This is a genomic window from Nonomuraea sp. NPDC002799 (assembly GCF_053592075.1).
Window position 1 is genome coordinate 108,384 of sequence record NZ_JBSFVA010000014.1, and the last position, 23,287, is coordinate 131,670.

At 71.6% G+C, this 23,287-nt stretch carries 18 protein-coding genes; 8 read left to right on the plus strand and 10 right to left on the minus strand.

Annotation, left to right across the window (positions count from 1 at the left end):
• Window positions 1–3: 3 nt before the first annotated feature.
• Together ACWD0F_RS25255 and ACWD0F_RS25260 are read right to left on the minus strand one after the other, a co-directional pair.
• Window positions 4–753 (minus strand): neutral zinc metallopeptidase, encoded by a 750-nt coding sequence (locus ACWD0F_RS25255; RefSeq protein ID WP_449879362.1) that lies wholly within the window; start codon window positions 751–753, stop codon window positions 4–6.
• A 49-nt stretch (window positions 754–802) separates the two neighbouring features.
• On the minus strand, window positions 803–1,663 hold the full coding sequence (locus tag ACWD0F_RS25260) for a neutral zinc metallopeptidase (RefSeq protein ID WP_449879364.1): 861 nt from the start codon (window positions 1,661–1,663) through the stop codon (window positions 803–805).
• Between the two features lie 159 nt (window positions 1,664–1,822).
• On the opposite strand from ACWD0F_RS25260, the gene dxs reads away from it, so the two are divergent.
• Window positions 1,823–3,703: a 1-deoxy-D-xylulose-5-phosphate synthase gene (dxs, locus tag ACWD0F_RS25265; protein WP_449879590.1), complete on the plus strand. Its 1,881-nt coding sequence runs from the start codon at window positions 1,823–1,825 to the stop codon at window positions 3,701–3,703.
• A 126-nt stretch (window positions 3,704–3,829) separates the two neighbouring features.
• Window positions 3,830–5,305, plus strand: a complete 1,476-nt coding sequence (locus ACWD0F_RS25270) for an amino acid permease (protein WP_449879365.1) — start codon at window positions 3,830–3,832, stop codon at window positions 5,303–5,305.
• 46 nt (window positions 5,306–5,351) lie between these two features.
• Here ACWD0F_RS25270 and ACWD0F_RS25275 read toward each other — a convergent pair whose 3' ends face one another.
• From ACWD0F_RS25275 to ACWD0F_RS25290, 4 genes are all read right to left on the minus strand, one after another.
• Window positions 5,352–5,735 (minus strand): SSI family serine proteinase inhibitor, encoded by a 384-nt coding sequence (locus tag ACWD0F_RS25275; RefSeq protein WP_449879366.1) that lies wholly within the window; start codon window positions 5,733–5,735, stop codon window positions 5,352–5,354.
• 88 nt (window positions 5,736–5,823) lie between these two features.
• Window positions 5,824–7,914, minus strand: a complete 2,091-nt coding sequence (locus ACWD0F_RS25280) for a 3-hydroxyacyl-CoA dehydrogenase NAD-binding domain-containing protein (protein ID WP_449879367.1) — start codon at window positions 7,912–7,914, stop codon at window positions 5,824–5,826.
• Window positions 7,911–9,074 carry a thiolase family protein gene (locus ACWD0F_RS25285; RefSeq protein ID WP_449879592.1) on the minus strand — a complete coding sequence of 388 codons (1,164 nt, stop codon included), beginning with the start codon at window positions 9,072–9,074 and terminating at the stop codon, window positions 7,911–7,913. The genes ACWD0F_RS25280 and ACWD0F_RS25285 overlap by 4 nt, the downstream gene beginning before the upstream one ends.
• A 61-nt stretch (window positions 9,075–9,135) precedes the next feature.
• The gene (locus tag ACWD0F_RS25290) at window positions 9,136–9,864 is read right to left on the minus strand and encodes a hypothetical protein (RefSeq protein ID WP_449879369.1); all 729 of its coding nucleotides are present in this window, start codon (window positions 9,862–9,864) and stop codon (window positions 9,136–9,138) included.
• A gap of 225 nt (window positions 9,865–10,089) precedes the next feature.
• Between ACWD0F_RS25290 and ACWD0F_RS25295 the strand changes: the two genes are divergently transcribed.
• From ACWD0F_RS25295 to ACWD0F_RS25320, 6 genes are all read left to right on the plus strand, one after another.
• Window positions 10,090–11,568 carry an LCP family protein gene (locus tag ACWD0F_RS25295; protein WP_449879371.1) on the plus strand — a complete coding sequence of 493 codons (1,479 nt, stop codon included), beginning with the start codon at window positions 10,090–10,092 and terminating at the stop codon, window positions 11,566–11,568.
• 219 nt (window positions 11,569–11,787) lie between these two features.
• Window positions 11,788–12,870: a hypothetical protein gene (locus ACWD0F_RS25300; protein WP_449879372.1), complete on the plus strand. Its 1,083-nt coding sequence runs from the start codon at window positions 11,788–11,790 to the stop codon at window positions 12,868–12,870.
• Between the two features lie 67 nt (window positions 12,871–12,937).
• On the plus strand, window positions 12,938–13,930 hold the full coding sequence (locus ACWD0F_RS25305; protein WP_449879374.1) for a LacI family DNA-binding transcriptional regulator: 993 nt from the start codon (window positions 12,938–12,940) through the stop codon (window positions 13,928–13,930).
• A 91-nt stretch (window positions 13,931–14,021) separates the two neighbouring features.
• Window positions 14,022–14,795, plus strand: a complete 774-nt coding sequence (locus tag ACWD0F_RS25310) for a sugar phosphate isomerase/epimerase family protein (RefSeq protein WP_449879376.1) — start codon at window positions 14,022–14,024, stop codon at window positions 14,793–14,795.
• An 8-nt stretch (window positions 14,796–14,803) separates the two neighbouring features.
• Entirely contained in the window at window positions 14,804–15,724 is a 921-nt protein-coding gene (locus ACWD0F_RS25315; RefSeq protein ID WP_449879378.1) for an alkaline phosphatase family protein, read from the plus strand.
• Window positions 15,725–15,803: 79 nt separating this feature from the next.
• Entirely contained in the window at window positions 15,804–18,422 is a 2,619-nt protein-coding gene (locus tag ACWD0F_RS25320) for a PEP/pyruvate-binding domain-containing protein (RefSeq protein ID WP_449879380.1), read from the plus strand.
• A 115-nt stretch (window positions 18,423–18,537) separates the two neighbouring features.
• Here the strand turns inward: ACWD0F_RS25320 and ACWD0F_RS25325 are convergent, their stop codons facing one another.
• The 4 genes from ACWD0F_RS25325 to ACWD0F_RS25340 form a co-directional block, all read right to left on the minus strand.
• Window positions 18,538–19,458: a sugar phosphate isomerase/epimerase family protein gene (locus ACWD0F_RS25325; protein ID WP_449879382.1), complete on the minus strand. Its 921-nt coding sequence runs from the start codon at window positions 19,456–19,458 to the stop codon at window positions 18,538–18,540.
• The gene (locus ACWD0F_RS25330; protein ID WP_449879594.1) at window positions 19,455–20,618 is read right to left on the minus strand and encodes a dihydrodipicolinate synthase family protein; all 1,164 of its coding nucleotides are present in this window, start codon (window positions 20,616–20,618) and stop codon (window positions 19,455–19,457) included. Before ACWD0F_RS25330 ends, ACWD0F_RS25325 begins: the two co-directional genes overlap by 4 nt.
• Window positions 20,618–21,763 (minus strand): Gfo/Idh/MocA family protein, encoded by a 1,146-nt coding sequence (locus tag ACWD0F_RS25335; protein ID WP_449879384.1) that lies wholly within the window; start codon window positions 21,761–21,763, stop codon window positions 20,618–20,620. The genes ACWD0F_RS25330 and ACWD0F_RS25335 overlap by 1 nt, the downstream gene beginning before the upstream one ends.
• A 264-nt stretch (window positions 21,764–22,027) precedes the next feature.
• A complete protein-coding gene (locus ACWD0F_RS25340; RefSeq protein ID WP_449879386.1) occupies window positions 22,028–23,254 on the minus strand; it encodes an HRDC domain-containing protein in 1,227 nt (408 codons plus the stop codon).
• Window positions 23,255–23,287: the final 33 nt, after the last annotated feature.

The following is a 23,287-nucleotide window of genomic DNA, read 5'->3' on the forward strand; positions in this document are numbered from 1 at the left end:
GCGTCAGGTGATCCTGCTCGTCCGCGCGGTCCAGGTGTTGCAGAAGCCGGTGGCGCCACCCCGGTAGCCGCGGTCCTGCCAGAAGGCCAGGTTGCCCGGCCTGCCGTGGATCTCGCTCTCGTCCGCCAGCCGCACCGCCTCGATCCACTCCTTCCACGCGATGCCGGGCTTGATGGACTTCAGCGTCGCGCTGTAGAAGACGCCGGCGAAACACTCGGCCTGCATCTCCAGCCGGTGGCTCAGCAGCTCGCGCGCCTTGTCGGTGGCCGGCCAGTAGAGCGCGTTCTGCGCGTCCAGCACGCCGATGAGCTGCTGCACGTGGTGCCCCCACTCGTGGGCCACCGAATGCGCGATGTTCATCCTGAACGGATCGCGCAGGTCGTGCTTCATGATGCGGATGGCGATGGCCCGCTGCTCGGGGCAGTAGTGCGCGCCGCTGCTGCTGATCTTGCCGCAGACCGAGCCGGTCCCCGTCGTGATCGAGACCTTGGGCGAGCTGTACGCCAGCCCCGCCGCCGCGAACCTGGCGGCCCAGAAGCGGTCGGCGCACGTGGCCATCGCGCGGTGGAAGGACTTGAGCGAGCCGGCGTCGCCCACCCGGATCCCCGGGATCGCGCATTTCCGCGGAAGCTCGTCGCCGCTCATCACGCCGGACAGCCCGGCCTGCCCGACCCCCGCCGCCGCGTCGGCCGGCCGGGGGGCCAGCAGGCCCGCCAGCATGCACACAGCAACCGCTATGAGGGAAATGCGCACGATCGCGGATCATAGATGAATTTGTGGTGCTTAGGGAGGTGCGCGGCCGTCAGAGCGTCCTCTTGGCGAGGGCGGACCAGGTGTTGCACGAGCCCGGGGTGCCGCGGACGAAGCCGCGCATCATCCAGGCGGCCTGCGTCGGGCCCTTGCCGTGGTCGTTCTGCGGCCAGCCCTTGGCGCCGTTCTTCCGGAACCAGTCCACGGTGTAGGCCCAGTCGGAGTCGGTGACCAGCGCCGTGCCCTTCATGGTGCTCATGAACACCGAGGAGAAGCACTCGGCCTGCAGCTCGGAGTTGCGCGAGAGCTGCAGCCGCCTGGCCTTGCCGGCGCCCGACCTGGCGGACCAGTAGTAGTCCCAGATGCCGGAGATCTGCTGGACGTGGTGGCCGTACTCGTGGGCGACCAGCCGGGTGATGCCCAGCGGGAACGGGTTGCGGATCTGCGTCCGGCTGATCATCAGGTACATCGTGCGGTCGGCGGAGCAGTAGACGCCGTCGGCGCCGGTGTTCCACGCGCCGCAGGGCGTCTTGATCTTGCTGGTGATGATGCGCAACCGCGGCTTGGTGAACGGCAGACCGGCCTTGCGGAACTGGGCGCCCCACGCCTTGTTCAGGCAGCTCGTCACGCGGGTCAGGAAGCGGCGGTACGCGGTCATGCTCCCGGCGGGCAGGGCGCCGGGCGCGCAGTTCACGTCGGTGAGCCGGCCGCTCTCGTACAGCGCGTTCTCCGTGGCCAGCGTCTCGCTGAGCTGGGAGGCCGCCTTCTGCTTGCCGGCGACCTTGGCGGGCGGCGAAGCGAGCTGCTGGCCCTCGTTGGCGGACTCCGTCGACGTCGTGGCCACCTCGGCCAGCACGATCACCAGGGCCGCCGCGGCCAGGGCTAGTGCCAGCATCGCTGCCACAATTGCCACGATCTTACTTTTAGGGACGGAGTTCATAGGTACCGAAAGGGTAGGTCAAGATCTGACATATGTGGGTGCAATCGACTCGATGGAGCCAGTGAGGCCGCCGCGAACTAGACTCGGGGCATTGCTGGGCAAGAGCAGAGGGGGGTCGGATCCGTGAGCGGGTTGCTGGGCTCGATAGAGGGACCGCACGACGTCAAACGGCTCGCTGTCGAGGAGCTGCCGCGGCTCGCAGGGGAGATCCGTGACCTGCTCGTCGACTCGTGCGCCAGGTTCGGCGGCCACCTGGGCCCCAATCTCGGTGTGGTCGAGCTCACCATCGCCGTCCACCGGGTCTTCGACTCGCCGCACGACCCCGTCGTCTGGGACACCGGGCACCAGGCCTACGTGCACAAACTCCTCACCGGCCGGGCCGCCGGCTTCGAGGCGCTCAAGCAGGAGGGCGGCCTGTCGGGCTATCCGAGCCAGGCCGAGTCCGAGCACGACATCGTGGAGAACTCCCACGCCTCGACCGCGTTGTCCTACGCCGACGGCCTGGCCAAGGCGTTCAAGCTACGCCGCGAGAGTGACCGCACGGTGGTCGCGGTGATCGGCGACGGCGCGCTGACGGGCGGCATGGCCTGGGAGGCGCTCAACAACATCGCCGCCGCCAAGGACCTGCGGCTGGTGATCGTGGTCAACGACAACGGCCGCTCCTACTCGCCCACGATCGGCGGCCTGGCCTCCCACCTGTCCTCGTTGCGGGTCAACCGCCGCTATGAGGACATGCTCGAATTCGTCAAGGACAAGATAGGGAACGTTCCCGTCCTCTACGACGCCCTGCACGGCTTCAAGAAGGGCGTCAAGGACGTCCTGTCGCCGCAGGTCATGTTCGAGGACCTGGGCCTGAAATACGTCGGCCCCATCGACGGCCACGACGAGCAGGCCATGGAGGCGGCGCTGCGCAAGGCCCGCGGCTTCGGCGGCCCCGTCATCGTGCACGCGCTCACCCAGAAGGGCCGCGGCTACACCCCCGCCGAGGAGCACGACGAGGACCAGTTCCACTCGCCCGGCGCCTTCGACCGGGCCACCGGCGCGGAGAAGCCCAAGCCGCGCATCTGGACCAACGTCTTCAGCGAGGAGCTCGTCCGGCTCGGCAAGGAGCGCGACGACCTGGTCGCGATCACCGCGGCCATGCTGCACCCGACCGGGCTCAACGCCTTCGCCGAGGAATACCCCGAGCGCATCTACGACGTCGGCATCGCCGAGCAGCACGCGCTGACCAGCGCCGCCGGGCTCGCCCTGGGCGGCCTGCACCCGGTGGTGGCCGTCTACGCCACGTTCCTCAACCGGGCCTTCGACCAGCTCCTCATGGACGTCGCCCTGCACCGGCTGCCCGTCACGGTGGTGCTCGACCGCGCGGGTGTCACGGGCGACGACGGCGCCAGCCACAACGGCATGTGGGACCTGTCGATCCTCCAGGTGGTCCCCGGCCTGCGGATCGCGGTGCCGCGCGACGGAGACCGGCTCGCCGCGCTGCTGCGCGAGGCCGTGGAGGTCGCCGACGGCCCGACCGTGCTGCGCTTCCCCAAGGGCCCCGTCGCCGAGCCGATCGAGCCCGTGGGCCGGCTCGGCGCGATGGACCTGCTGCGCGCCCCGGCGGGCGAGCCCGACGTGCTGCTGGTCGGCGTGGGCCCGATGGCCCAGATCTGCATGGACGCCGCCGTCCTGCTCGACGCGCAGGGCATCGCGGCCACCGTGGTCGACCCGCGCTGGGTCAAGCCGCTCGACGAGGCGCTGGTGCCGGCGGCGAGCGCGCACAAGCTGGTGGCCGTCGTCGAGGACAACGGCCGGGTCGGCGCCGTGGGCGACGCCGTGGCCCGCCTGCTCCGCGACGCCGACGTCGACGTGCCCGTCCGCACCTTCGGCATCCCGCAGGAGTTCCTCGACCACGCCAAGCGCGCCGCGATCCTCGCCCGCGTCGGCCTCACCGGCCAGGACCTCGCCCGGCAGATCACCGAGGCGGTCGCGAAGCGGACCTCCTCCGTGGAGCCCGCCCGCCACTGAGCACCGCCGCGGGCCGGGGCGGTGGCCGCCGGTAGGCGACCGCCGCCCCGGCCCGCGGCGCGGGACCGGCACTGATCCTGCCCGTCGGGCGCATGATCACCGCGTGTGCGGGAAGGATCACCGGCCGTGGACATCTTTCGCACGAAGAGCGTGGAGCAGTCGATCCGCGACACCGAGGCCCCCGAGCACCAGCTGCGAAAGCGCCTCACCGCCACGGATCTCACCGTCTTCGGCATCGGCGTCATCGTCGGTACCGGAATCTTCGTCCTCACCGGGCAGGTCGCCAAGGAGCTGGCGGGCCCGGCGGTGGCGATCTCGTTCGTCATCGCCGCCGTCGTCTGCGGCCTGGCGGCCCTGTGCTACGCGGAGTTCGCCTCCACGATCCCGGTGGCCGGCTCGGCCTACACCTTCGCCTTCGCCACCCTGGGCGAGTTCCCCGCCTGGGTGATCGGCTGGGACCTGATCCTGGAGCTGGCGCTGGCCGCGGCCGTGGTGGCGGTCGGCTGGGCGGGTTACTTCGCCTCGATGCTCTCCTCCTCGCTCGGCATCGACCTGCCGAGCACGATCGCCGGCGACGATCCCGTGGTCAACGTGCCCGCCGTGATCATCGTCGCCATCCTCACCACGATCCTGGCCGTGGGGATCAAGGTGTCCTCGCGGGTCAACCTCATCCTCGTGATCACCAAGATCGCGGTCGTGCTGCTGGTCATCGTGGCCGGGCTGTTCTTCATCAAGGGCGCCAACTACACGCCGTTCATCCCCGACTCGGTGCCCACGGAGCGGGTGGAGGGGATCGAGGCGCCGCTGATCCAGCTCATGTTCGGCATCACGCCGGTCGCGTTCGGCGTGCTGGGCGTCTTCTCCGCCGCCGCGATCGTGTTCTTCGCGTTCATCGGCTTCGACATCGTGGCCACGGCCGCGGAGGAGACCATCGACCCGCAGCGCGACGTGCCGCGCGGCATCCTCGGCTCGCTGGCCATCTGCACGTTCCTGTACGTCGCCGTCTCGCTCGTCGTCGTCGGCATGCAGCGCTACAGCGAGCTGAGCACGTCGGCGCCGCTGTCGGACGCCTTCACCGCGGTCGGTTATCCCTGGCTGGCCACGATCATCAGCGTGGGCGCGCTGGCCGGTCTGACCACGGTGGTGCTCGTGCTGATGCTGGGCCAGACCCGGGTGCTGTTCGCGATGTGCCGTGACGGGCTGCTGCCTCGCGGCCTGGCCACGGTGCACCCGCGCTTCGGCACGCCCGCCAGGCTCACGGTCATCGTGGGGGTGGTGACGATGGTGCTGGCCGGGTTCGTGTCCTTCGGCGAGCTGGCCGAGCTGGTCAACATCGGCACGCTCTTCGCGTTCATGATCGTCTCGATCGGCGTGATCGTGCTCAGGAGGACCCGGCCCGACCTGCCGCGCGGGTTCCGGGCGCCGCTGGTGCCGGTGTTGCCGATCCTGTCCGTGCTGGCCTGCCTCTACCTGATGCTCAACCTGCCGACGCTGACGTGGGTGCGCTTCGTCGTGTGGATGGTCATCGGCGTGCTGCTCTACTTCGGCTTCGGCTACTGGCACAGCAGGGTGCGGTCCGCCGCGCCCGAGGCGCGCCGCTGAGCCGAGAGGGGGCGGGGGTGGGCGCACGGCCCACCCCCGGGCGGGATCAGACCGCGAGGACCGCGCCGGTGGCGGCCTTCATCTGGCAGGCGTTGGGGAAGACCTTCGCCCAGTGCACCGACTTGCCGTACCACCGGCCCACGACCACGACGGCGTGCGGCTTGAGCTCCTGGCTGCAGGCGGCTTTCGGCGAGACGTTCAGCTTGTCCGGCTTGCCTTGGACGCGGTCCAGCAGGCGGCAGGCCTCACGGGCGTTGCGGTGGGTGCCGCCGGCGGGTCCGCAGTAGAGCCAGGCCGTTTTCGTCGGGCCGCCCTTGGTCGCGTCGACGATCTTGAGCTCGGCCTTGGGGGCGGGCGCGGCCATGGCGGGCGCCGACGCGCCCAGCATGAAGGTGCCGCAGAGTGCGATCGTGCCGATTGCTCGCATCATGATTACTCTCCGTTCGTAGGACGGCACCAAACGCTACGGCGGAGAGGGCAAGGAGTTACGGAGGCCCGCCGTACGGGCCTCCGTAAAATCACGCGGGCAGCGAGGCGACCCCGGGAGCGAGGAAGCGCGGTTGCGCTATGCCGGCTCTGTCGAGGTACGGGGTGATTCCGCCCAGATGGAACGGCCAGCCGGCGCCCAGAATCATGCACAGGTCGATGTCCTGCGCCGCCGCGACGACGCCTTCGTCCAGCATGATCCGGATTTCACCGGCCAGCGCGCTCAGGACGCGGTCGCGTACCTGCTCGGCGGTGGACGGCGTGGTGCCGCCCGTGAAGAGTGCCACCGCCTCCGGGTCGAGCGAGAAGTCGGGCAGGTAGACGCCCGGCTTGCCGGCCGCGACCAGCTTGGCCAGGCTCTCCGAGACGCCGTAGCGGCCGGGGAAGGCCTCGTGCAGCGTCTCGGCCACGTGCAGGCCGACGGCCGGGCCGACGAGCTGCAGCAGCGCGAACGGCGTCATCGGCAGTCCCAGGCCGTCGAGCGCGTGCTCGGCGACCTCCAGCGGCGTGCCCTCGTCCACGGCCGCCACGACCTCGCCCATGAAGCAGGTCAGCAGCCGGTTCACCACGAACGCGGGCGCGTCCTTGACCAGCACCGACGACTTCCTCAGGGACCTGCCCACCGCGAACGCCGTGGCCAGCGTGGCGTCGTCCGTCGCGGCGCCCTTGACGATCTCCAGCAGCGGCATGACGGCGACGGGGTTGAAGAAGTGGAACCCGACCAGCCGCTCCGGGTGCTCCAGCCCGGCGCCCATCTCGGTCAGCGACAACGACGAGGTGTTCGTGGCGAGCACGCACCCGGCCGGCACCACGGCCTCGACCTCGGCGAAGACCTGCTTCTTGACCGCCAGGTCCTCGAAGACGGCCTCGATCACGAAGTCGGCGTCGGCGAAGGCGTCCTTGGTCAGCGAGCCGGTCACCAGCGACGTCAGGCGGTTGGCCTGGTCCTGGTCGACGCGGCCCTTGGCGAGCAGCTTGGCGATCTCGCCGCGGACGTACCCGACGCCCTTGTCGAGCCTGGCCTGGTCGAGGTCGGTCAGCACGACCGGCACCTGCAGGCGGCGGGCGAACAGCAGCGCCATCTGCGAGGCCATCAGCCCCGCGCCGACCACGCCGACCTTGGTGACCTTGCGGGCCAGCGACGCGTCCGGCGCGCCCGCGGGCCGCTTGGCGCGGCGCTGCACCAGGTCGAAGGCGTAGAGCCCGGCGCGCAGCCCGTCGCTCGTCAGCAGGTCGGCCAGCGCCTCGTCCTCGGCGGCGAAGCCCTCGTCGCGGGTGGCGGTGCGGGCCAGCGCGATCAGGTCGAGCGCGCGGTACGGCGCGGGTGAGGCGCCGCGCAGCTTCATGTCCACCAGGAAGCGCGCGTCGCCGACGGCCTTGTCCCAGTCCTCGTCATGGACCGGCCGCTCGACGGCGACCTCGCCCCTGACGACGCGGGCGGCCCAGCGCAGCGACTCCTCCAGGAAGTCGGCGGGCTCGAACATCGCGTCGGCGACGCCCAGCTCGTACGCCTGCGCGCCCTTGACCATGCGGTTCTGCGACAGCGGATTCTCGATGATCAGCTTGATCGCGGCGGCCGGGCCGATGAGGCGCGGCAGCAACTGCGTGCCGCCCCAGCCCGGCACCAGGCCGAGGAAACACTCCGGCTGCGCCACGGCGGGCACGCCCGAGGAGATCGTCCGGTACGTGCAGTGCAGCGCCACCTCCAGGCCGCCGCCCATGGCCGCGCCGTTCACGAACGCGAACGACGGGATCGGCAGCTCGCCCAGCCTGCGGAACACGTGGTGGCCCAGCGCGCCGATCGCGAGGGCCTCCTCACGCGTGCCGAGCTCCGCCGCGCCCTTGAGGTCGGCCCCGACCGCGAAGATGAACGGCTTGCCGGTCACGCCCACGGCGACCAGGTCGGTGCGCGCGGCGATCTCCGACAGGGCGGCGTCGAGCGCGAACAGGCCGTGCGGGCCGAACGTGTTCGGCTTGGTGTGGTCGAAGCCGTTGTCCAGCGTGATCAGCGCCATCGTGCCGGCGCCGCCGGGCAACCGCACGTCGCGCACCAGGGCCCTGGTGACGACTTCGTCGGTGTTGCGCTCGCTCAGCAGCGCCCGCCAGGTGTCGAGATTGCTCACGCCAGGTTCTCCCAGATCACAGTGCCGCCCATGCCCATGCCGACGCACATGGTGGTGATGCCGTAACGCACGTCGGGACGCTCGCCGAACTGCCGGGCGAGCTGCGTCATCAGCCGCACGCCCGAGGAGGCGAGCGGGTGGCCGTAGGCGATGGCGCCGCCGTAGGCGTTCACGCGCGGGTCGTCGTCGGCGATGCCGAAGTGGTCGAGGAAGGCCAGCACCTGCACGGCGAACGCCTCGTTGATCTCGAACAGCCCGATGTCCGCGAGGTCCAGACCGGCCAGGCGCAGCGCGCGCTCCGTGGACGGGATCGGGCCCACGCCCATGACCTCGGGGTCCACGCCCGCGAACGCGTACGACACGAGCCGCATCTTGGCGTCCAGTCCCAGCTCGGCGGCGACGTCGCGGGCGGCCATGACGCAGCCGGTGGCGCCGTCGTTGATGCCGGAGGAGTTGCCCGCCGTGACGTTGCCGTGCGGGCGGAACGGCGTCTTGAGCGCGCCCAGGCCCTCCATCGTGGTGCCCGGCCGGGGAGCCTCGTCCTCGGCCGCCAGGCCCCAGCCCTTGTCCGCCGTCCTGATCGCGGTGGGCACCAGGTCGGGCTGGATCCGGCCGTCGGCGTAGGCCTTGGCCGCCCGCTCCTGCGAGAGCACCGCGTACGCGTCCGCGCGCCGCTTGGTGATCGCCGGGTAGCGGTCGTGCAGGTTCTCCGCCGTCATGCCCATGACGAGGGCGCTCGGGTCGACCAGCTTCTCCGACAGGAAGCGCGGGTTGGGGTCGACGCCCTCGCCCATCGGGTGGCGGCCCATGTGCTCGACGCCGCCGGCGATGGCCACGTCGTAGGCGCCGAACGCGATGCCGCCGGCGACGGTGGTGACGGCGGTCATCGCGCCCGCGCACATGCGGTCGATCGCGTAACCCGGCACGGTCTTGGGCAGCCCGGCCAGCACCGCCGCCGAGCGGCCGATGGTCAGGCCCTGGTCGCCGATCTGCGTGGTCGCGGCGATGGCGACCTCGTCGACACGCTCAGGTGGCAGGCCCGGGTTGCGCCGGACGAGCTCGCGGATGACGCGGACGACCAGGTCGTCCGCGCGGGTCTCCGCGTACAGCCCTTTCGGCCCTGACCTGCCGAAAGGCGTGCGCACGCCGTCGACGAACACGACGTCACGAGAGGAAGGCACGGATTCGCTCCTCGGTCGTTGATGGAGTTTCGTGCCTATGCTACTCGTCGGTAACTACTCCGCAGACGAGGGCGACGGTGAGCAGGGCGTAGACGACCGCGGTCGACGGCTCCCACAGGTGGGCGCGGGCTCCGACCAGGGCCGCGACCGCGACGGCCGCGCCCGTCCAGAGCACCGCGCCCTCTCGCGAGCGCGGGCCGCGGCCGGGGTCCCATGGATCGCCAGGTGATCCGCCCGGCCGCCTGACCCGCGCCAGCATCCTCAGTGCGTCCCGTGCCCACCACAGCAGGAACAACACCCCTGCGGCGAAACTCAGCACCGCGAGCGTGTCGGCGGCCCTGGTCAGGATGTCGGCGGAGGCGTACCAGGCGGCCTGGCGGAAGAAGCGCGGGGCCGTCCAGCCCAGCAGCAGCGTCACCACCCAGCCGCCGGCGACGAGCAACCGCCACAGGGCGCGCCCCCGGCCGGAGGGCACGTCGGCGTAGAGCTCGCGCTCTCTGCGGCGCACCACCCGGGCTCGCGCGCCCCACAGGTACTGGGTGGCGGCCATGGCGGGCAGCGCGATCACGAAGACCGCCAGTGACATGATCGCCAGCGGCAGCGTCTGCTCCCTGGTCGCGGCGCGATCGGCGAGCACCTGCGCGGTGGCCAGCAACGCGATCGAGGCGGAGAGCGCGACGAGGGCGCAGCGCCGGGCGGATCCGGCCCTGGCCCGCACCTCCGCCACGTCCCTGGCGCCCGGGGGAGGCGGCATCTCGGTCAACAGCATGAACGTCATGATGGCGTCACTGTGTGTGGTGAGGCCGGGAATTTCGCTACTTTGCGTGGGGCTCGCGCTGAACGCGGCAGGCAACAGTGGCAGTGCGGCGCCTTGCCGGGGCCCGACTTTTGACACCACATTACGGGAGCGTGGGTTTCTCAGTATGCTGCCCGCACCGCATGAGGAACACGTTCCGCCATGCGGTCTCCTTGGGGGCGGGGTGAAGGGAGGCGCGTGAGGCGAGGCCGGAGGGCGGCGGGCGGAGCTCCGCATCGGCGGGAGGGCCGTGGCGGTGGGCCGTGGCGGCGGCTGCCCGTGCTGGGGTGGGTCGGCATCGGGCTGACGTTCGTGCTGGTGGCGGCCACACTGGGGACATACGGCTACTACCGCGTGCTGGAGTCCAGCATCCCGCGTGAGCGGATCGCGGTCGGCCCGAGCCGGCCGCCGGAGACCGGTGCGCTCAACGTGCTGCTGGTCGGCTCCGACTCCCGGGAGGGCGACAACAAGAAGTACGGCGCCACGTCCGTGGGGCTGGGCGAGCGCACCGACACGATCATGCTGCTGCACATCTCCCCGAACCGGGACAACGCGACCATGATCAGCTTCCCGCGCGACTCCATGGTCATGGTCCCGGAGTGCGCGGGCCGCAACGGCGCCGTGCTGCCCGGCGGGATCCGCCAGATCAACGCCGCCTTCAACGAGGGCGGCATCAACTGCACGATCAAGACGCTCGAATCGCTCACCAACATCAAGATCGACCACTTCGTGAAGGTCGACTTCACCGGCTTCAAGGGCATCATCGACGCCATCGGCGGCATCCAGATCTGCCTGCCCAAGGCCGTCAACGACCCCAAGGCCAAGCTGGTGCTCGGCCCCGGCAAGCACGTGGTCACCGGTGAGCAGGCGCTCGGCTACGTGCGCACCCGCTACGCCCTGGGCGACGGCAGCGACCTGAGCCGGATCCAGCGCCAGCAGGTGTTCCTGACCAGCGTGCTGGCGAAGGTCACCGACGCGGGCCTGCTCACCGACCCCATCGCGCTCAACGGCTTCCTGCAGGCGGCCGTCAAGGCCGTCACCGTGGACGAGGGCCTCACGCTCAACCGGATGGTGGAGATCGCCGGCAGCGTCCAGGGTCTGACGGCCAAGGAGCTCAAGGGCATCACGGTGCCCGTCGAGGCCTATCCGGCGGACAAGAACCGCGTGCAGTTCAGCCAGCCCGCCGCCACGAACTTCTTCGACAACGTGCGCAACGACGTCGAGGTCAACGCCGTTCCGGTCCCCGGCAAGTCCGCCGCGCCCAAGATCGAGAACAAGCAGGTGCGGGTGCAGGTCCTGAACGGCACCGGCGAGTCCGGCAAGGCCGTCCAGGTCGCCGACGCGCTGGCCGCCCAGGGCTTCGTGGTGACCGAGGTCGGCAACGTCGCCACGACCGGCAAGACCACGCTGCGGTACGCCAAGAAGGACGCCGAGAACGGCGCCGCCTACGGGGACGCGGTGGCCGCGCGGTTGTCGAAGGACAAGAAGACCCCGGTGGCGGGGAAGGTCAAGCCGCTGACCACGCAGCCGTACCAGTCGAAGGCCACCGCGGTGCCCGGCGGCCCGATCGTCCAGGTCGTCATCGGCAAGGACTGGCCGGGCGTGCGGGTCGTGTCCGCGATCCCCGACTCCCTCAAGGACCGGGTCGTCGACGCCAACACCAATCCCTGTCTCTAGCGCCGCTCGTGTTGTTCCCGGGCGGCTTCTGACGCGCTCCTTGACGGCTTGACCGGCTGTTCCGTGCCCGGTCATGGGGACTCTCCGTCGGTTCACGCTGCTCAGAGTGACGAATGTTACTCTACGTGATTTTAGGGAAACATGTGAAATTTCCGGACAACTGGTAGTTGGGTCTGTTAAGAAAGGGCGCGGTCCAATTCGTACTAGAGAGGTTCCATCGTGGCGCGCGACGAGAACGACAGGCCATATGAGGACGGCCAGGGCAGGTCGTTGAACCCGGATCTGACGGGTGATGTGCTGTCCTCGCGGTGGAGCACCGAGGACACCGACGAGCAGCCCGCCATCCAGGTCGTCGGCAACGAGACCTACATCCTGCCGCCGGACAGGGGCACGCCCGTGCGGCTGGGCCCTGGCGGGCGCGACGTGCTGGACGAGGACCCGCACGACGTGCTCGGCGGGTCCGGCGCCGCGCACGACCTGCTGAGCGGGCCGGGGGGTACGCACGACGTGCTGGACCAGCCCTATGACGCGGCCGGTCACAGCGGTTCCCATGACGTGCTCGGCGGCTACGACCTGGGCGGTCCCAGCGGGCCGCACGCCGTCGAGCACAGCGGCCCGCATCCGGTGGAGGGCGACAGCCCGTACCTGCCGATCGACCGCGGCTACGAGGCGCAGTTCGACGACGAGCACGACGAGGAGCCCAAGCGCGGCTTCCTCGGGTCGGGGTGGACCGACGACGACTCGGACGACGGGCGGTCCGGCGGCGAGCGGGAGGTGCGCAGGCGTACCAGGAAGCTGCTGGTGGCGGCCGCCGCGGTGGTGGTGATCGGCGTCGGCGCCGGCTTCATGCTCACCGGCACCTCCTCGGACGACCCGTGCGACGGCGGCCGGTGCGCCAGCGCCGGCGAGGTGAGCGCGCCCGCCGACACCGCGGCTCCCGAGGACACGGAGGAGACCGCTCCCGAACCCACCGATTCGGACAGCGCGGAGCCGACCGAATCCGAGTCCGTAACCCCCACTCCGACGCAGCGGCGGGTCCGTCCCACGAGCGAGCCTTCGGCGCGCCCCACGAGGACGCGCGCCGAGCCGACCGCGAAGGCCACCAGCAGGCCCACCCGCACGCCGCAGGGCGAGACGCGGGACGCCGACACCGGGACGCGGGGTCAGCAGGAGGTGCCGGAGGCGGCGACGGAGGCGCCGACGCAGGACGCCGCCACCGAGGCGCCCATGACCCAGGCGCCGCCCGTCGTCCAGGAGCCGGAGCGGAAGGGGATCTTCGACTACCTGTTCCCCTGGGCTTGAGGCGTGTAAGGATGCGGATCCAGGTGCCGGTCTGGCAGACTTGGAAACCGCTTTCCCTGGAGGTCTCGTGGTCACGCTTGAAGACGTCGCCAAACAGGCGGGCGTCTCGCTCGCGACCGCTTCGCGGGTGCTCAACGGCAGCACCCGCCAGGTGGGCTCCGCGCTGCGTTCCCGGGTCGAGCAGGCGGCGGACGAGCTGGGCTACCGAGCCAACATCGCGGCCCAGACGCTGGCCCGCGGGGCGAGCAACGTCATCGGCATCGTCGTCCACGACCTGACCGACCCCTATTTCGCGGCGTTGGCCGACGGCGCGATGCGGGCGGCGGCCACCGAGGGCCTGCTGGTCATGGTGGGCACCACGCATCGCGACCCGGAGCAGGAGATCGCCTACGTGGCGACGCTGAACGCCCAGCGCGTCCGCGCCGTCCTGCTGGTCGGCTCGCGCGTCGCCGATCCGGCCGTCACCGGGCGGCTGCGCGAGGAGCTGGCCCGTTACCGGGCCGGCGGCGGCCGGGCGGCCTGCGTGGGGCAGGACCTGCTCGGCGTGGACACCGTCGCGCCCGCCAACCGGCAGGGGGCGGCGGCGCTGGCGCGCTCGCTCGCGGGGCTGGGGCACCGGCGGTTCGCGGTGCTGGCCGGGCCGCCGCATCTGGTGACGGCGGCCGATCGGTGCGCCGGGTTCACGGAGGCGCTGGCGGAGCTCGGACTGCCCGCGCCGCGCGTCGTCCACGGGCCGTTCGACCGCGACGGCGGGTACGCGGCGGCGCCGCAGATCGGGGACGCGACCTGCGTGTTCGCGGTGAACGACGTGATGGCGGTGGGGGCGCTGGCCGCCTATCGGGAGCGTGGGGTCAGGGTGCCCGAGGACGTGTCGGTGGCCGGCTTCGACGACATCGTGACGCTGCGGGATCACGTTCCCGCGCTGACGACGGTGCGGCTGCCGTTGAAGGGCATGGGGGCGCGGGCATTGGAGCTGGCGCTGGGCGAAGAGGACACGGTCGTGGTGGAGAAGGTCGCCGGCGAGGTCGTGCTGCGGGAAAGCGTGCGGAGGATGGCGTGAACCCGGCGGGTGTGTGGTCGAAGGGTGTGCGGTGGATGGCTCGCGTGCGGTGGATGGCTCGCGTGCGGTGGGCCGGCGTGCGGAGGATGGCGTGAAACTGGCGGTGAGCACGCTCGGGATGCCGGGCGCGGGGCTTGATCGGGCGATCGAGATCGCGGCCGGGGGTGGCTGTCAGGGGCTGGAGTTGCGCCTGCATCCCGACACCGGGGTGCACGGCGGGCTGGACGCGGCGGGACGGCGGTCGGTGCGGGACCGGGTGGAGCGGGCCGGTCTGGAGATTTCCGCGCTCGCCGGATATGTCGGCATCTGTGAGCCCGGCCCGGACGAGCCGGTCGCCGAGGCGCTGATCGCCGGCCTCCGGCTCGCCGCTGACCTGGGCGCGCCAGGGGTGCGGGTGTTCCCGCGCGGCGATGACCCGGCCGTGGGCGCCCGCAGGCTCAAGGCGGTCGCCGGCACGGCGGCCGGCCTCGGAGTTCGCGTCCTCGTCGAGACGCACGACAACATGGCCACCGGCGCGGCCGTGGCCGGTCTGCTCGACGCGGCCGCCTGCCCGGAGACCACCGGCGCGATCTGGGACCTGCTGCACCCGTGGCGCCACGGCGAGCCACCGGCCGCCACGCTCGCCGCGCTGGGCGCCCACCTGTCCTACGTGCAGGTCAAGGACGCGGTCTCGGCCGGGGACACCACGCCGGTGCCCTTGTGGACCGGCTCCGTGCCCCTCGACGAGGCGGGGGAGCTGCTCCGCGAGACGGGCTACACCGGATGGGTGTCGCTGGAGTGGGAACGCACCTGGTATCCCCAGGTCGCGCCCGTCGAGGAGATCCTGCCGGGCGCGGCTGACTGGGTGCGGCGTTTCACCGCTTAGATAGGGGGATGTCCCCTTCCAGAAACAAGGTGCTCGTCGTCGGCATGGACGGCCTGCGCTTCGACCGGCTCCAGGCTCTCGGCGCGCCCGTGCTCGCCTCCCTGATGTCCTCCGGCGCGTACGGCATCAGCCTGCTCCCCTATGGCGAAGCCGGGACGCCGCGTACGGAGTCGCCGGGCAAGGTCGTCCCCAAGACCCCTGAGCCCGGGCACGGCACCCGGGTCATCAGGTCGCGCACGGACTCGGGCCCCGGCTGGTCCTCGATCGCGACCGGCGTCTGGCCCGACAAGCACGGCGTTGTGGACAATGGTTTCGCCGAAGCCGACTTCCTGAAATTTCCGGACTTCTTGACTCGTGCGAAGAATGCCGTTCCTGGGCTGACCGCCTCCGCGTTCTTCTCCTGGGCCTCGCTCGCCGAGAAGGGCGCGTTCGGCGCGGCGCTCGACCACCGCTTCGTCCTGGACGGATACACCTGCGGCTGGGCCAACGCCGACCGGCAGGTCACCGAGGCGGCCGAGCGGCACCTGAGCCAGGACGACCCCGACGCCGTCTTCGTCTACCTCGGCGACACCGACGAGGTGGCCCACGCCCTCGGCGCCTTCTGCCCCGAGTACACCGCCGCGCTCCAGGCCCAGGACGCCTACCTCGGGCGCCTGCTCGACGCGGTGCGCGGCCGGTCCGCGTACGCCGGCGAGCGCTGGACCGTGCTCGTCACGACCGACCACGGCCACGTCGACGAGGGCGGCCACGGGGGGACGTCGGCCGAGGAGCGCACGGTGTTCGTGATCGCCGCCCGCCTGGGCGCGGACCTGGGCGGCCGCCTCCTGGACCGCCCCCGGCTGGTGGACGTGGGGCCGACGGCGCTGGCCGCGCTCGGGGTGGAGATCGATCCCGCGTGGGATCTGGACGGGACGCCCCTGGAGACGTGATGTCTTTCATCAAGTGTTGAATTTCTGCCGGGAAGGCGTGAGACTGGTGACCGGACGCTGAACGGCGGGGGTGCAGACGATGAAGACGGTCCAGGACTTCACGGAGATCGGTGCCGGAATGCTGGCCGAGGTGGGCGGCAAGGCCGCGAACCTCGGCGAGCTGACCAGGGCGGGGCTGCCCGTCCCGCCCGGCTGGGTGCTGACCACGGAGGCCTACCGCCAGGTCGCGGCGGGCCTCGCGGTCACCGGCGACGACCTCGCCGAGCGCGCCAGACGGCACCTGCTGGCGGCGGAGGTCCCGGACGCGGTGCACGAGGCGATCGTGAAGGCGTACGCCGCGCTCGGCGACGACGTCCCGGTGGCGGTGCGCTCCTCGGCCACGGCCGAGGACCTGCCGTTCGCCAGCTTCGCCGGGCAGCAGGACACCTTCCTCAACGTGGTGGGCGCCGAGGCCGTGCTCGACGCCGTACGCCGCTGCTGGGCCTCGCTCTGGACCGACCGCGCCGTCGCCTACCGCGAGTCCAACGGCATCGACCACACCGCCGTGCGGCTCGCGGTGGTCGTCCAGGTCATGGTGGACGCGCAGGTGGCGGGGGTGATGTTCACCGCGAACCCGGTGACGGGGCGGCGGCGCGAGGCCGTCATCGACGCCAGTCCCGGCCTCGGCGAGGCCGTCGTCTCCGGCGCCGTCAACCCGGACCGCTTCGTCGTCCACGGCGGCGAGATCCTCGAACGCCAGGCCGGGGACAAGCGGCTGGCCATCCGCTCCCTGCCGGGCGGCGGCACCGAACGGGTCGAGCTCGCGCACGAGGGCCTGTGCCTGACCGACACCCAGGTACGCGACCTGGCCGAGCTCGGCGCCCGCGTCGAGGAGCACTACGGCGCGCCTCAGGACACCGAGTGGGCCATCGACGGCGACGGCGCCCTCTGGCTCACCCAGGCCAGGCCGATCACCACGCTCTACCCGCTGCCCGAGCGGACCAGGCCGGGCCTGCGGGTGTACTTCTCGTTCAACGTCGCCCAGGGCGTCATGGGCCCGCTCACGCCGATGGGGTTGTCGGCGTTCAGGCTGATCGGCGCCGGGGCGGCGGGCCTGTTCGGCTACGGCCCGGCCCGCCGCCCCGACGGCCCGGCGGTCATGGCGGAGTCGGGCGGGCGGATGTGGATCGACCTCACCACGGCCGTGCGCAGCCGCGCCGGCCGCGCCATCCTGCCGCGCATGCTCACCCTCGGCGAGGCCCGCACCGCCGCCGTCTTCGCCAGGCTGACGGACGAGCCGCAGCTCTCGGTGACCCAGACCTCCCGCCGCCCGGTGCTGCGCGGCCTGCGCCGCTTCGCCCGCACCGTGCACGCGCCCTCCCGGGTGCTGATGGCGCTGACCAGGCCGGACCGGGCCCTCGCGTACGCCGCCCGCATCGGCGACCAGCTCGACGAACGGCTCCGGCTGCCCGCGGACGTGACCCCGGCCCAGCGCCTGGACCACGCCGAGCGCATGCTCGGCGGCACCTTCCCCGCGATCGTCTCGATCATGCCCATCGTGCTCACCGGCTACGGCCTGTTCGCGCTGGCGGGCAAGCTCTCCGGCCTGTCGATGAGCGACATGCACGACGTCCTGCGTAGCATCCCGGGCAATCCGACCACGGAGATGGACCTGGAGTTGTGGCACCTGGCCACCCGGATCGAGCGGGAGCCGTTCGAGCGGGAGACGGTGGCGGAGCTGGTCCGCCGTTACCAGGCCGGTGAGCTCCCGCCGAAGGCGCAGCGCGAGATCACCGCCTTCCTCGGTAGATACGGCCACCGTGGCGTCGCCGAGATCGACATCGGCGTGCCGCGCTGGTCGGAGGAGCCCGCCCACATCCTCGGCGTCCTGGCCAACTACCAGCGCATGGACGGCGACGCCGCCCTCGCTCCCGCCACCCTGTTCGCCAAGGGCGCGGAGCAGGCGCGGGCCGCGATCGACGACGTGGCCGCGCGGGCCGGGCGCAAGGGGCGGTGGCGGGCCGCCGTGGTGCGGTACGGGCTGGGGCGCACCCGGAAGTACGCCGGGTTGCGGGAGTTGCCGAAGTTCTACGCGGTCAAGGTCATCGCCGGGGTGCGGCAGAGCCTGCTCGTGGTCGGCGACCACCTGGTGAGCACCGGCGTGCTCGACTCGGCGCAGGACGTGTTCTTCCTGAGCGTGGCGGAGGCCAGAGCGGCCCTGAACGGGGGCGACCTGCGTGAGCCGGTGGCCGAGCGGCGGGCGGCGTCCGAGGGGGACCTGCGTGAGCCGGTGGCCGAGCGGCGGGCCGCGTACGAGCGGGAGTCGCGCCGCCGGCACGTGCCCCGGGTGCTGCTCTCGGACGGCACCGAGCCCGAGGCGCTCGCCGAGCCGGCCCCGGACGGCGCGCTGACGGGCACGGCGGCCTCCGCGGGCACCGTCACGGGCGTGGCCAGGGTGGTGCAGGACCCCATCGGCGCCCACCTGGAGCCCGGCGAGATCCTGGTCTGCCCCTCGACGGATCCCGGCTGGACCCCGCTGTTCCTGACGGCCGGCGGGCTGGTGATGGAGATGGGCGGGGCCATGTCACACGGCGCGGTGGTGGCCAGGGAGTACGGCATCCCGGCCGTCGTCGGCGTCCCCGACGCCACCCACCGCATCGTCACCGGCCAGGAGATCACGGTGAACGGAGCCGCGGGGACGGTGTCGTTCCCGGGCTGATCCGGTGCCCTGGCGGGCAGTGCTGCCCGGCTGCCGCTTCCGCCGCCTGCTGCTGCGGCGCTATCTGCTCGTCTGGGACAAACCGGGGCGCGGCGCGGACCGCCGCGCCCCGGCGTCATGACGCGGGAACGACCACGTCCTCATACCTGGCCTTCATCGTGGCGACCACCTGGTCAGGGTCGGCGGCCCAGATGTCGGCGTTGAAGATCTCCACCTCGACGTCCCCGGTGTATCCGGCGGCCAGCACCGCCCGGGTGATCGGCCCGAAGTCGATCACCCCGTCACCCATCATGCCCCGCCCGAGCAGCACGTCCGCCGGCAGCGGATGCAGGTAGTCGCACACCTGGTAGGTCGCGATCCGGCGGCCCGCCCGCGCGATGTCCTCGAACAACCTCGGGTCCCACCACACATGGAAGGTGTCGACCACCACGCCGACCTGCTCCTCCGGATATTCCAGGCTGAGGTCGAGCGCCTGGCCGAGGGTGGACAGGACCGCACGGTCCGGGCAGTAGATCGGGTGCAAGGGCTCCAGGGCCAGCTTGACGCCGCGCTCGCCGGCATAGGGCGCCAGCTCCACCAGCGCCTCGGCCACCCGCGCCCGCGCCCCGGCCAGGTCCCGCGAGAACCCACCGGCGACGCCCGTGACGGTGGTGCCGGTCACGGTGGGGTGCTCCTGATCGGAGGGCAGCGGCTCGCCCGGCCGGACTCCCGGCAGGCCGCCGACCACCAGCACCAGGCAGGCCGCGTTCAGCTCGGCCGCCTCGTCGATGGCCCGCCGGTTGTCGTCCAGCGCCTTGGCGAACGCCTGGCGCCCCGCCTCCCCCGGCAGCCCGCCGGCCGTCAGGAAGCCGCCCCGGCACAACGACGACACGCGCAGCCCGGCGTCCCGCACCAGCTTCACGCTCTGCGCGAGCCCCTGCTCCTCGACCTTCTCCCGCCACAGCCCGACCGCTTCCAGGCCGTGCCGTACGCACCCGTCCACGGCCTCGGCCACGGACCAGCGCCTGGTCGTCCACTGGTTCAGCGACAGACTCACAGCCCGTTCACCGCCAGCAGCGCCTTCATGCGGCGCACGGCCAGCTCCTGGTCGGCCAGCAGCCCGGCCTGGTCGGCCAGGCGGAACACCTCGCTCAGGTGGAGCAGCGAGCGGGCCGACTGGGCGCCGTTCACCATGGTGAACGCGTCCTGGTGGCCGTTCAGCCAGGCCAGGAAGACGATGCCGGTCTTGTAGTGGTACGTGGGCGTCTCGAAGATCTTCCTGGACAGCGGGACCGTTGGGGCGAAGATCTCGTCGTAGGAGGCCAGCGCGCGCTCGCGGGCGGACTCGTCGGCGGCGGCCTCGGCCGCGTCCAGCGCCTGGAGCGCCGCCGCGGCGGCCGGGGCGATGGCGTCGAAGATGCCCAGCAGCGCGTGCGAGCCCGACCTGATCAGGGACGGGTAGTTGAAGTCGTCGCCCGTGTACAGCTTGACGCCGCCGGGGAGCGCGGCGCGCAGGCCCACCTCGTGCTCCTCGTCCAGCAGCGACACCTTCACGCCGTCCACCATCGCGGCGTGAGCGTGGACCAGCTCCAGGAATGCCTCCGTGGCCGCCGCCACGTCGCGCGAGCCCCAGTAGCCGGCGAGCTGCGGGTCGAACATCTCGCCCAGCCAGTGCAGGATCACCGGGCGCTCGGCCAGGCCGAAGAGCTTGCCGTACACCTGGTGGTAGTCCTGGGGCCCGGCCGCCGCCCTGGCGAGCTGGCGGGAGGCCATGATGATCACGCCCGCCCCGGCCGCCTGGACGGTCTCGATCTGCTCGGCGTACGCGGCGGTGATCGTGTGCAGGTCGGCGGCGTCCGGGGCGTGGTCGGTGCCGGCGCCGCAGGCCACCAGCGCCGCCGGGTCGCCGAACGAGCGGGCCTCGGCGGCGCTGCGCCGGATGAGCTCCTTGGTGGCCGGCCAGTCCAGGCCCATGTTGCGCTGGGCGGTGTCCATGGCGTCCGCGACGCGCAGGCCGTACGACCACAGGTGGCGGCGGAAGCGGAGGGTGGCGTCCCAGTCGACGGCAGCGGGGGAGCCCGGCGTGTTGTCGCCGAGCGGGTCGGCCACCACGTGCGCGGCCGCGTAGACGATCCGGCCGGTGGCCGGCGCCTCGGCCACCGGCCACGTCACCGGCTCGCGCAGCGGGTAGGGCCCGAATCCGGGCAGATCGATCATCACAGGCCCGGCACCTCGATCCTGCGGCCCTCGGCGTTGGAGCGCAGGCCCAGCTCGGCGAGTTGCACGCCGCGCGCGCCGGAGGCGAAGTCGTACGGGAAGGGCGCGTCCTCCAGCACGTGCCGGATGAACCCCTCCCACTGGATCTTGAACCCGTTGTCGAACTCGGCGTTGTCCGGCACCTCCTGCCAGCCGTCGCGGAAACGCGCCGTGGCGGGCAGGTCCGGGTTCCAGACGGGCTTGGGGGTGGCGGAGCGGTGTTGCACGCGGCAGTTGCGCAGACCGGCCACGGCGCTGCCGTGCGTCCCGTCCACCTGGAACTCGACCAGCTCGTCCCGGTTCACGCGAACCGTCCAGGAGGAGTTGATCTGAGCGACGATGCCGCCCTCCAGGTCGAAGATCCCGTACGCGGCGTCGTCCGCCGTGGCCTGGTAGGTGTTGTCCTGCTCGTCCACCCGCGTGGGCACGTGGGTGACGGCGCGGGCGTAGACCGACTGGACGCGGCCGAACAGGTTCTCCATCACGTAGTGCCAATGCGGGAACATGTCGAGCACGATGCCGCCGCCGTCCTCGGACCGGTAGTTCCAGGACGGACGCTGGGCCTCCTGCCAGTCGCCCTCGAACACCCAGTAGCCGAACTCGCCGCGCACCGACAGGATCCGGCCGAAGAAGCCGCCGTCGATCAGGCGCTTCAGCTTGAGCAGGCCGGGGAGGAAGAGCTTGTCCTGCACGACGCCGTTCTTGACGCCTTTGGCCGTGGCGGCCTCGGCGAGCGCGATCGCCTCCTGCGTCGACTCGGCCGTCGGCTTCTCGGCGTAGATGTGCTTGCCCGCCTCGATGGCCTTCAGTACGGCCTTGACCCGGGCGCTGGTGACCTGGGCGTCGAAATAGATCAGGTTGTCGTCGTCGGCGAGGGCGGCGTCGAGGTCGGTGGTGAAATCCGAAATTCCATGCTTGGACGCGATATCTGCAAGTTTGTCGGCGTTGCGGCCGACAAGTACTGGCCTGAGATTGACCTTGCCGCCGTCCGAGAGCGTGACACCGCCCTGCTCGTTGATGGCCAGGACAGAACGGACCAGGTGCTGGCGATAGCCCATCCGTCCGGTGACGCCGTTCATCACGACGCCGATGGTGCGCACGCTCATTGAGTATTCCCTTCAGGAACAACAGGGGGAAAGCGCTTTCCCGAACCGTAAGGCCGCCCTGGCAGAGGCGTCAAGTAGCGCGAACGGCGGTGCGTGGGTCAACAGCGCCTAGATCTGGCTTCGCGAGGGGTTCTGGCCCTGGGCAACGGTTGGCGTACGGGCAACGGTTGGCGTACGGGCGAAAAGCGGGTGGGCGGAACGTGCGGGTGGGCGGGCAACGGTCGTCGTGCGGGCGGAGAGCCGGAACGCGACCGTTGCCCGTGCCTAAAGGTCTCCCCGGGTCTCCAGCCGCCCCAGCGCCTTGGCGATGCGCTGACCCGTGAGCGAGAGCTGCCACTCCCGGACCCCGAGCTCGCGCAACCGCCCGGTCACGCTCTCGTCGGTGATCTCCCCGGGCGGCTCCCACGTCAGCCGCCGGACCGCGTCCGGCTGCAGCAGGTTCTCCGTGGGCATGTGGTGCTCCTCGGCCAGCGCGGCCACCACGGCGCGGGCCGCGGCCAGGCGCTTGGCGGCGGCCGGGTCGCGGTCGGCCCAGCGGTTGGGCGGCGGCGGTCCGTCGCCGGGCGTGCTGGGCTGCGGGAGCTGGTTGTCGGGCAGCGTGCGGGCCTTGGCGACCGCGGCGAGCCAGTCGCTCATGTGCCGGCGCGCACTACGCCCGGTGAATGCTGAAATTTCGGTCAATGCCTTTTTCGTACGCGGCCCTTCGAGCGCGGCCGTGACGATCGCGGCGTCGGGGAGCACCCTGCCGGGGGCGAGATCGGCCTCGCGGGCGATCTGGTCGCGCATGGTCCACAACTCGCGCACGATGGCCAGGGCGCGCACGTTGCGTATCTTGTGGATGCCCGACGTACGCCGCCACGGGTCCGACCGGGGCGACGGCGGGGGAGTGTGGAGCACGGCGGCGAACTCCTCGCGCGCCCACTCCAGCTTCCCGCTCTCCGTCAGCTCCTGCTGGAGCACGTCGCGGAGCTCGACCAGCACCTCCACGTCGAGGGCGGCGTAGCGGAGCCAGTCTTCCGGCAGTGGCCTGGTCGACCAGTCGGCGGCCGAGTGACCCTTCTCCAGCCGCAGGCCGAGCACGGTCTCGACCATGGTGCCGAGCCCCACCCGCTCGTAGCCGAGCAGCCGCCCCGCGAGCTCCGTGTCGAACATCTCCCGGGGCTTGAATCCGACCTCCATCAGGCAGGGCAGGTCCTGGGAAGCGGCGTGCAGCACGATCTCGGCGCTCGACACGGCCGTGTCGAGCGAGGACAGGTCGGGGCAGCCGACCGGATCGATCAGCGCGGTGCCCGCTCCGGCGCGGCGGAGCTGCACCAGGTAGGCGCGGTTGCCGTAGCGGTAGCCGGAGGCGCGCTCGGCGTCGACCGCGACGGGACCCGTCCCGGCCGCGAACCGCGCAACGACCTCGGCCAGCCCGTCAGCGTCCGCGATGACCGGTGGGATGCCCTCGCGTGGCTCCAGCAGCGGCTGGACTGTGCGTTCTTCTGTCATGAGTTCACCGACCTCATGACGCTGGTGCTGTCT

Coding starts and splice junctions, on each gene's coding strand:
- ACWD0F_RS25275 (WP_449879366.1), bottom strand. CDS start 5,735: ATGATGCGAGCAATCGGCACGATCGCACTCTGCGGCACCTTCATGCTG.
- ACWD0F_RS25290 (WP_449879369.1), bottom strand. CDS start 9,864: ATGCTGTTGACCGAGATGCCGCCTCCCCCGGGCGCCAGGGACGTGGCG.
- ACWD0F_RS25315 (WP_449879378.1), top strand. CDS start 14,804: ATGTCCCCTTCCAGAAACAAGGTGCTCGTCGTCGGCATGGACGGCCTG.
- ACWD0F_RS25320 (WP_449879380.1), top strand. CDS start 15,804: ATGAAGACGGTCCAGGACTTCACGGAGATCGGTGCCGGAATGCTGGCC.
- ACWD0F_RS25330 (WP_449879594.1), bottom strand. CDS start 20,618: ATGATCGATCTGCCCGGATTCGGGCCCTACCCGCTGCGCGAGCCGGTG.
- ACWD0F_RS25335 (WP_449879384.1), bottom strand. CDS start 21,763: ATGAGCGTGCGCACCATCGGCGTCGTGATGAACGGCGTCACCGGACGG.
- ACWD0F_RS25340 (WP_449879386.1), bottom strand. CDS start 23,254: ATGACAGAAGAACGCACAGTCCAGCCGCTGCTGGAGCCACGCGAGGGC.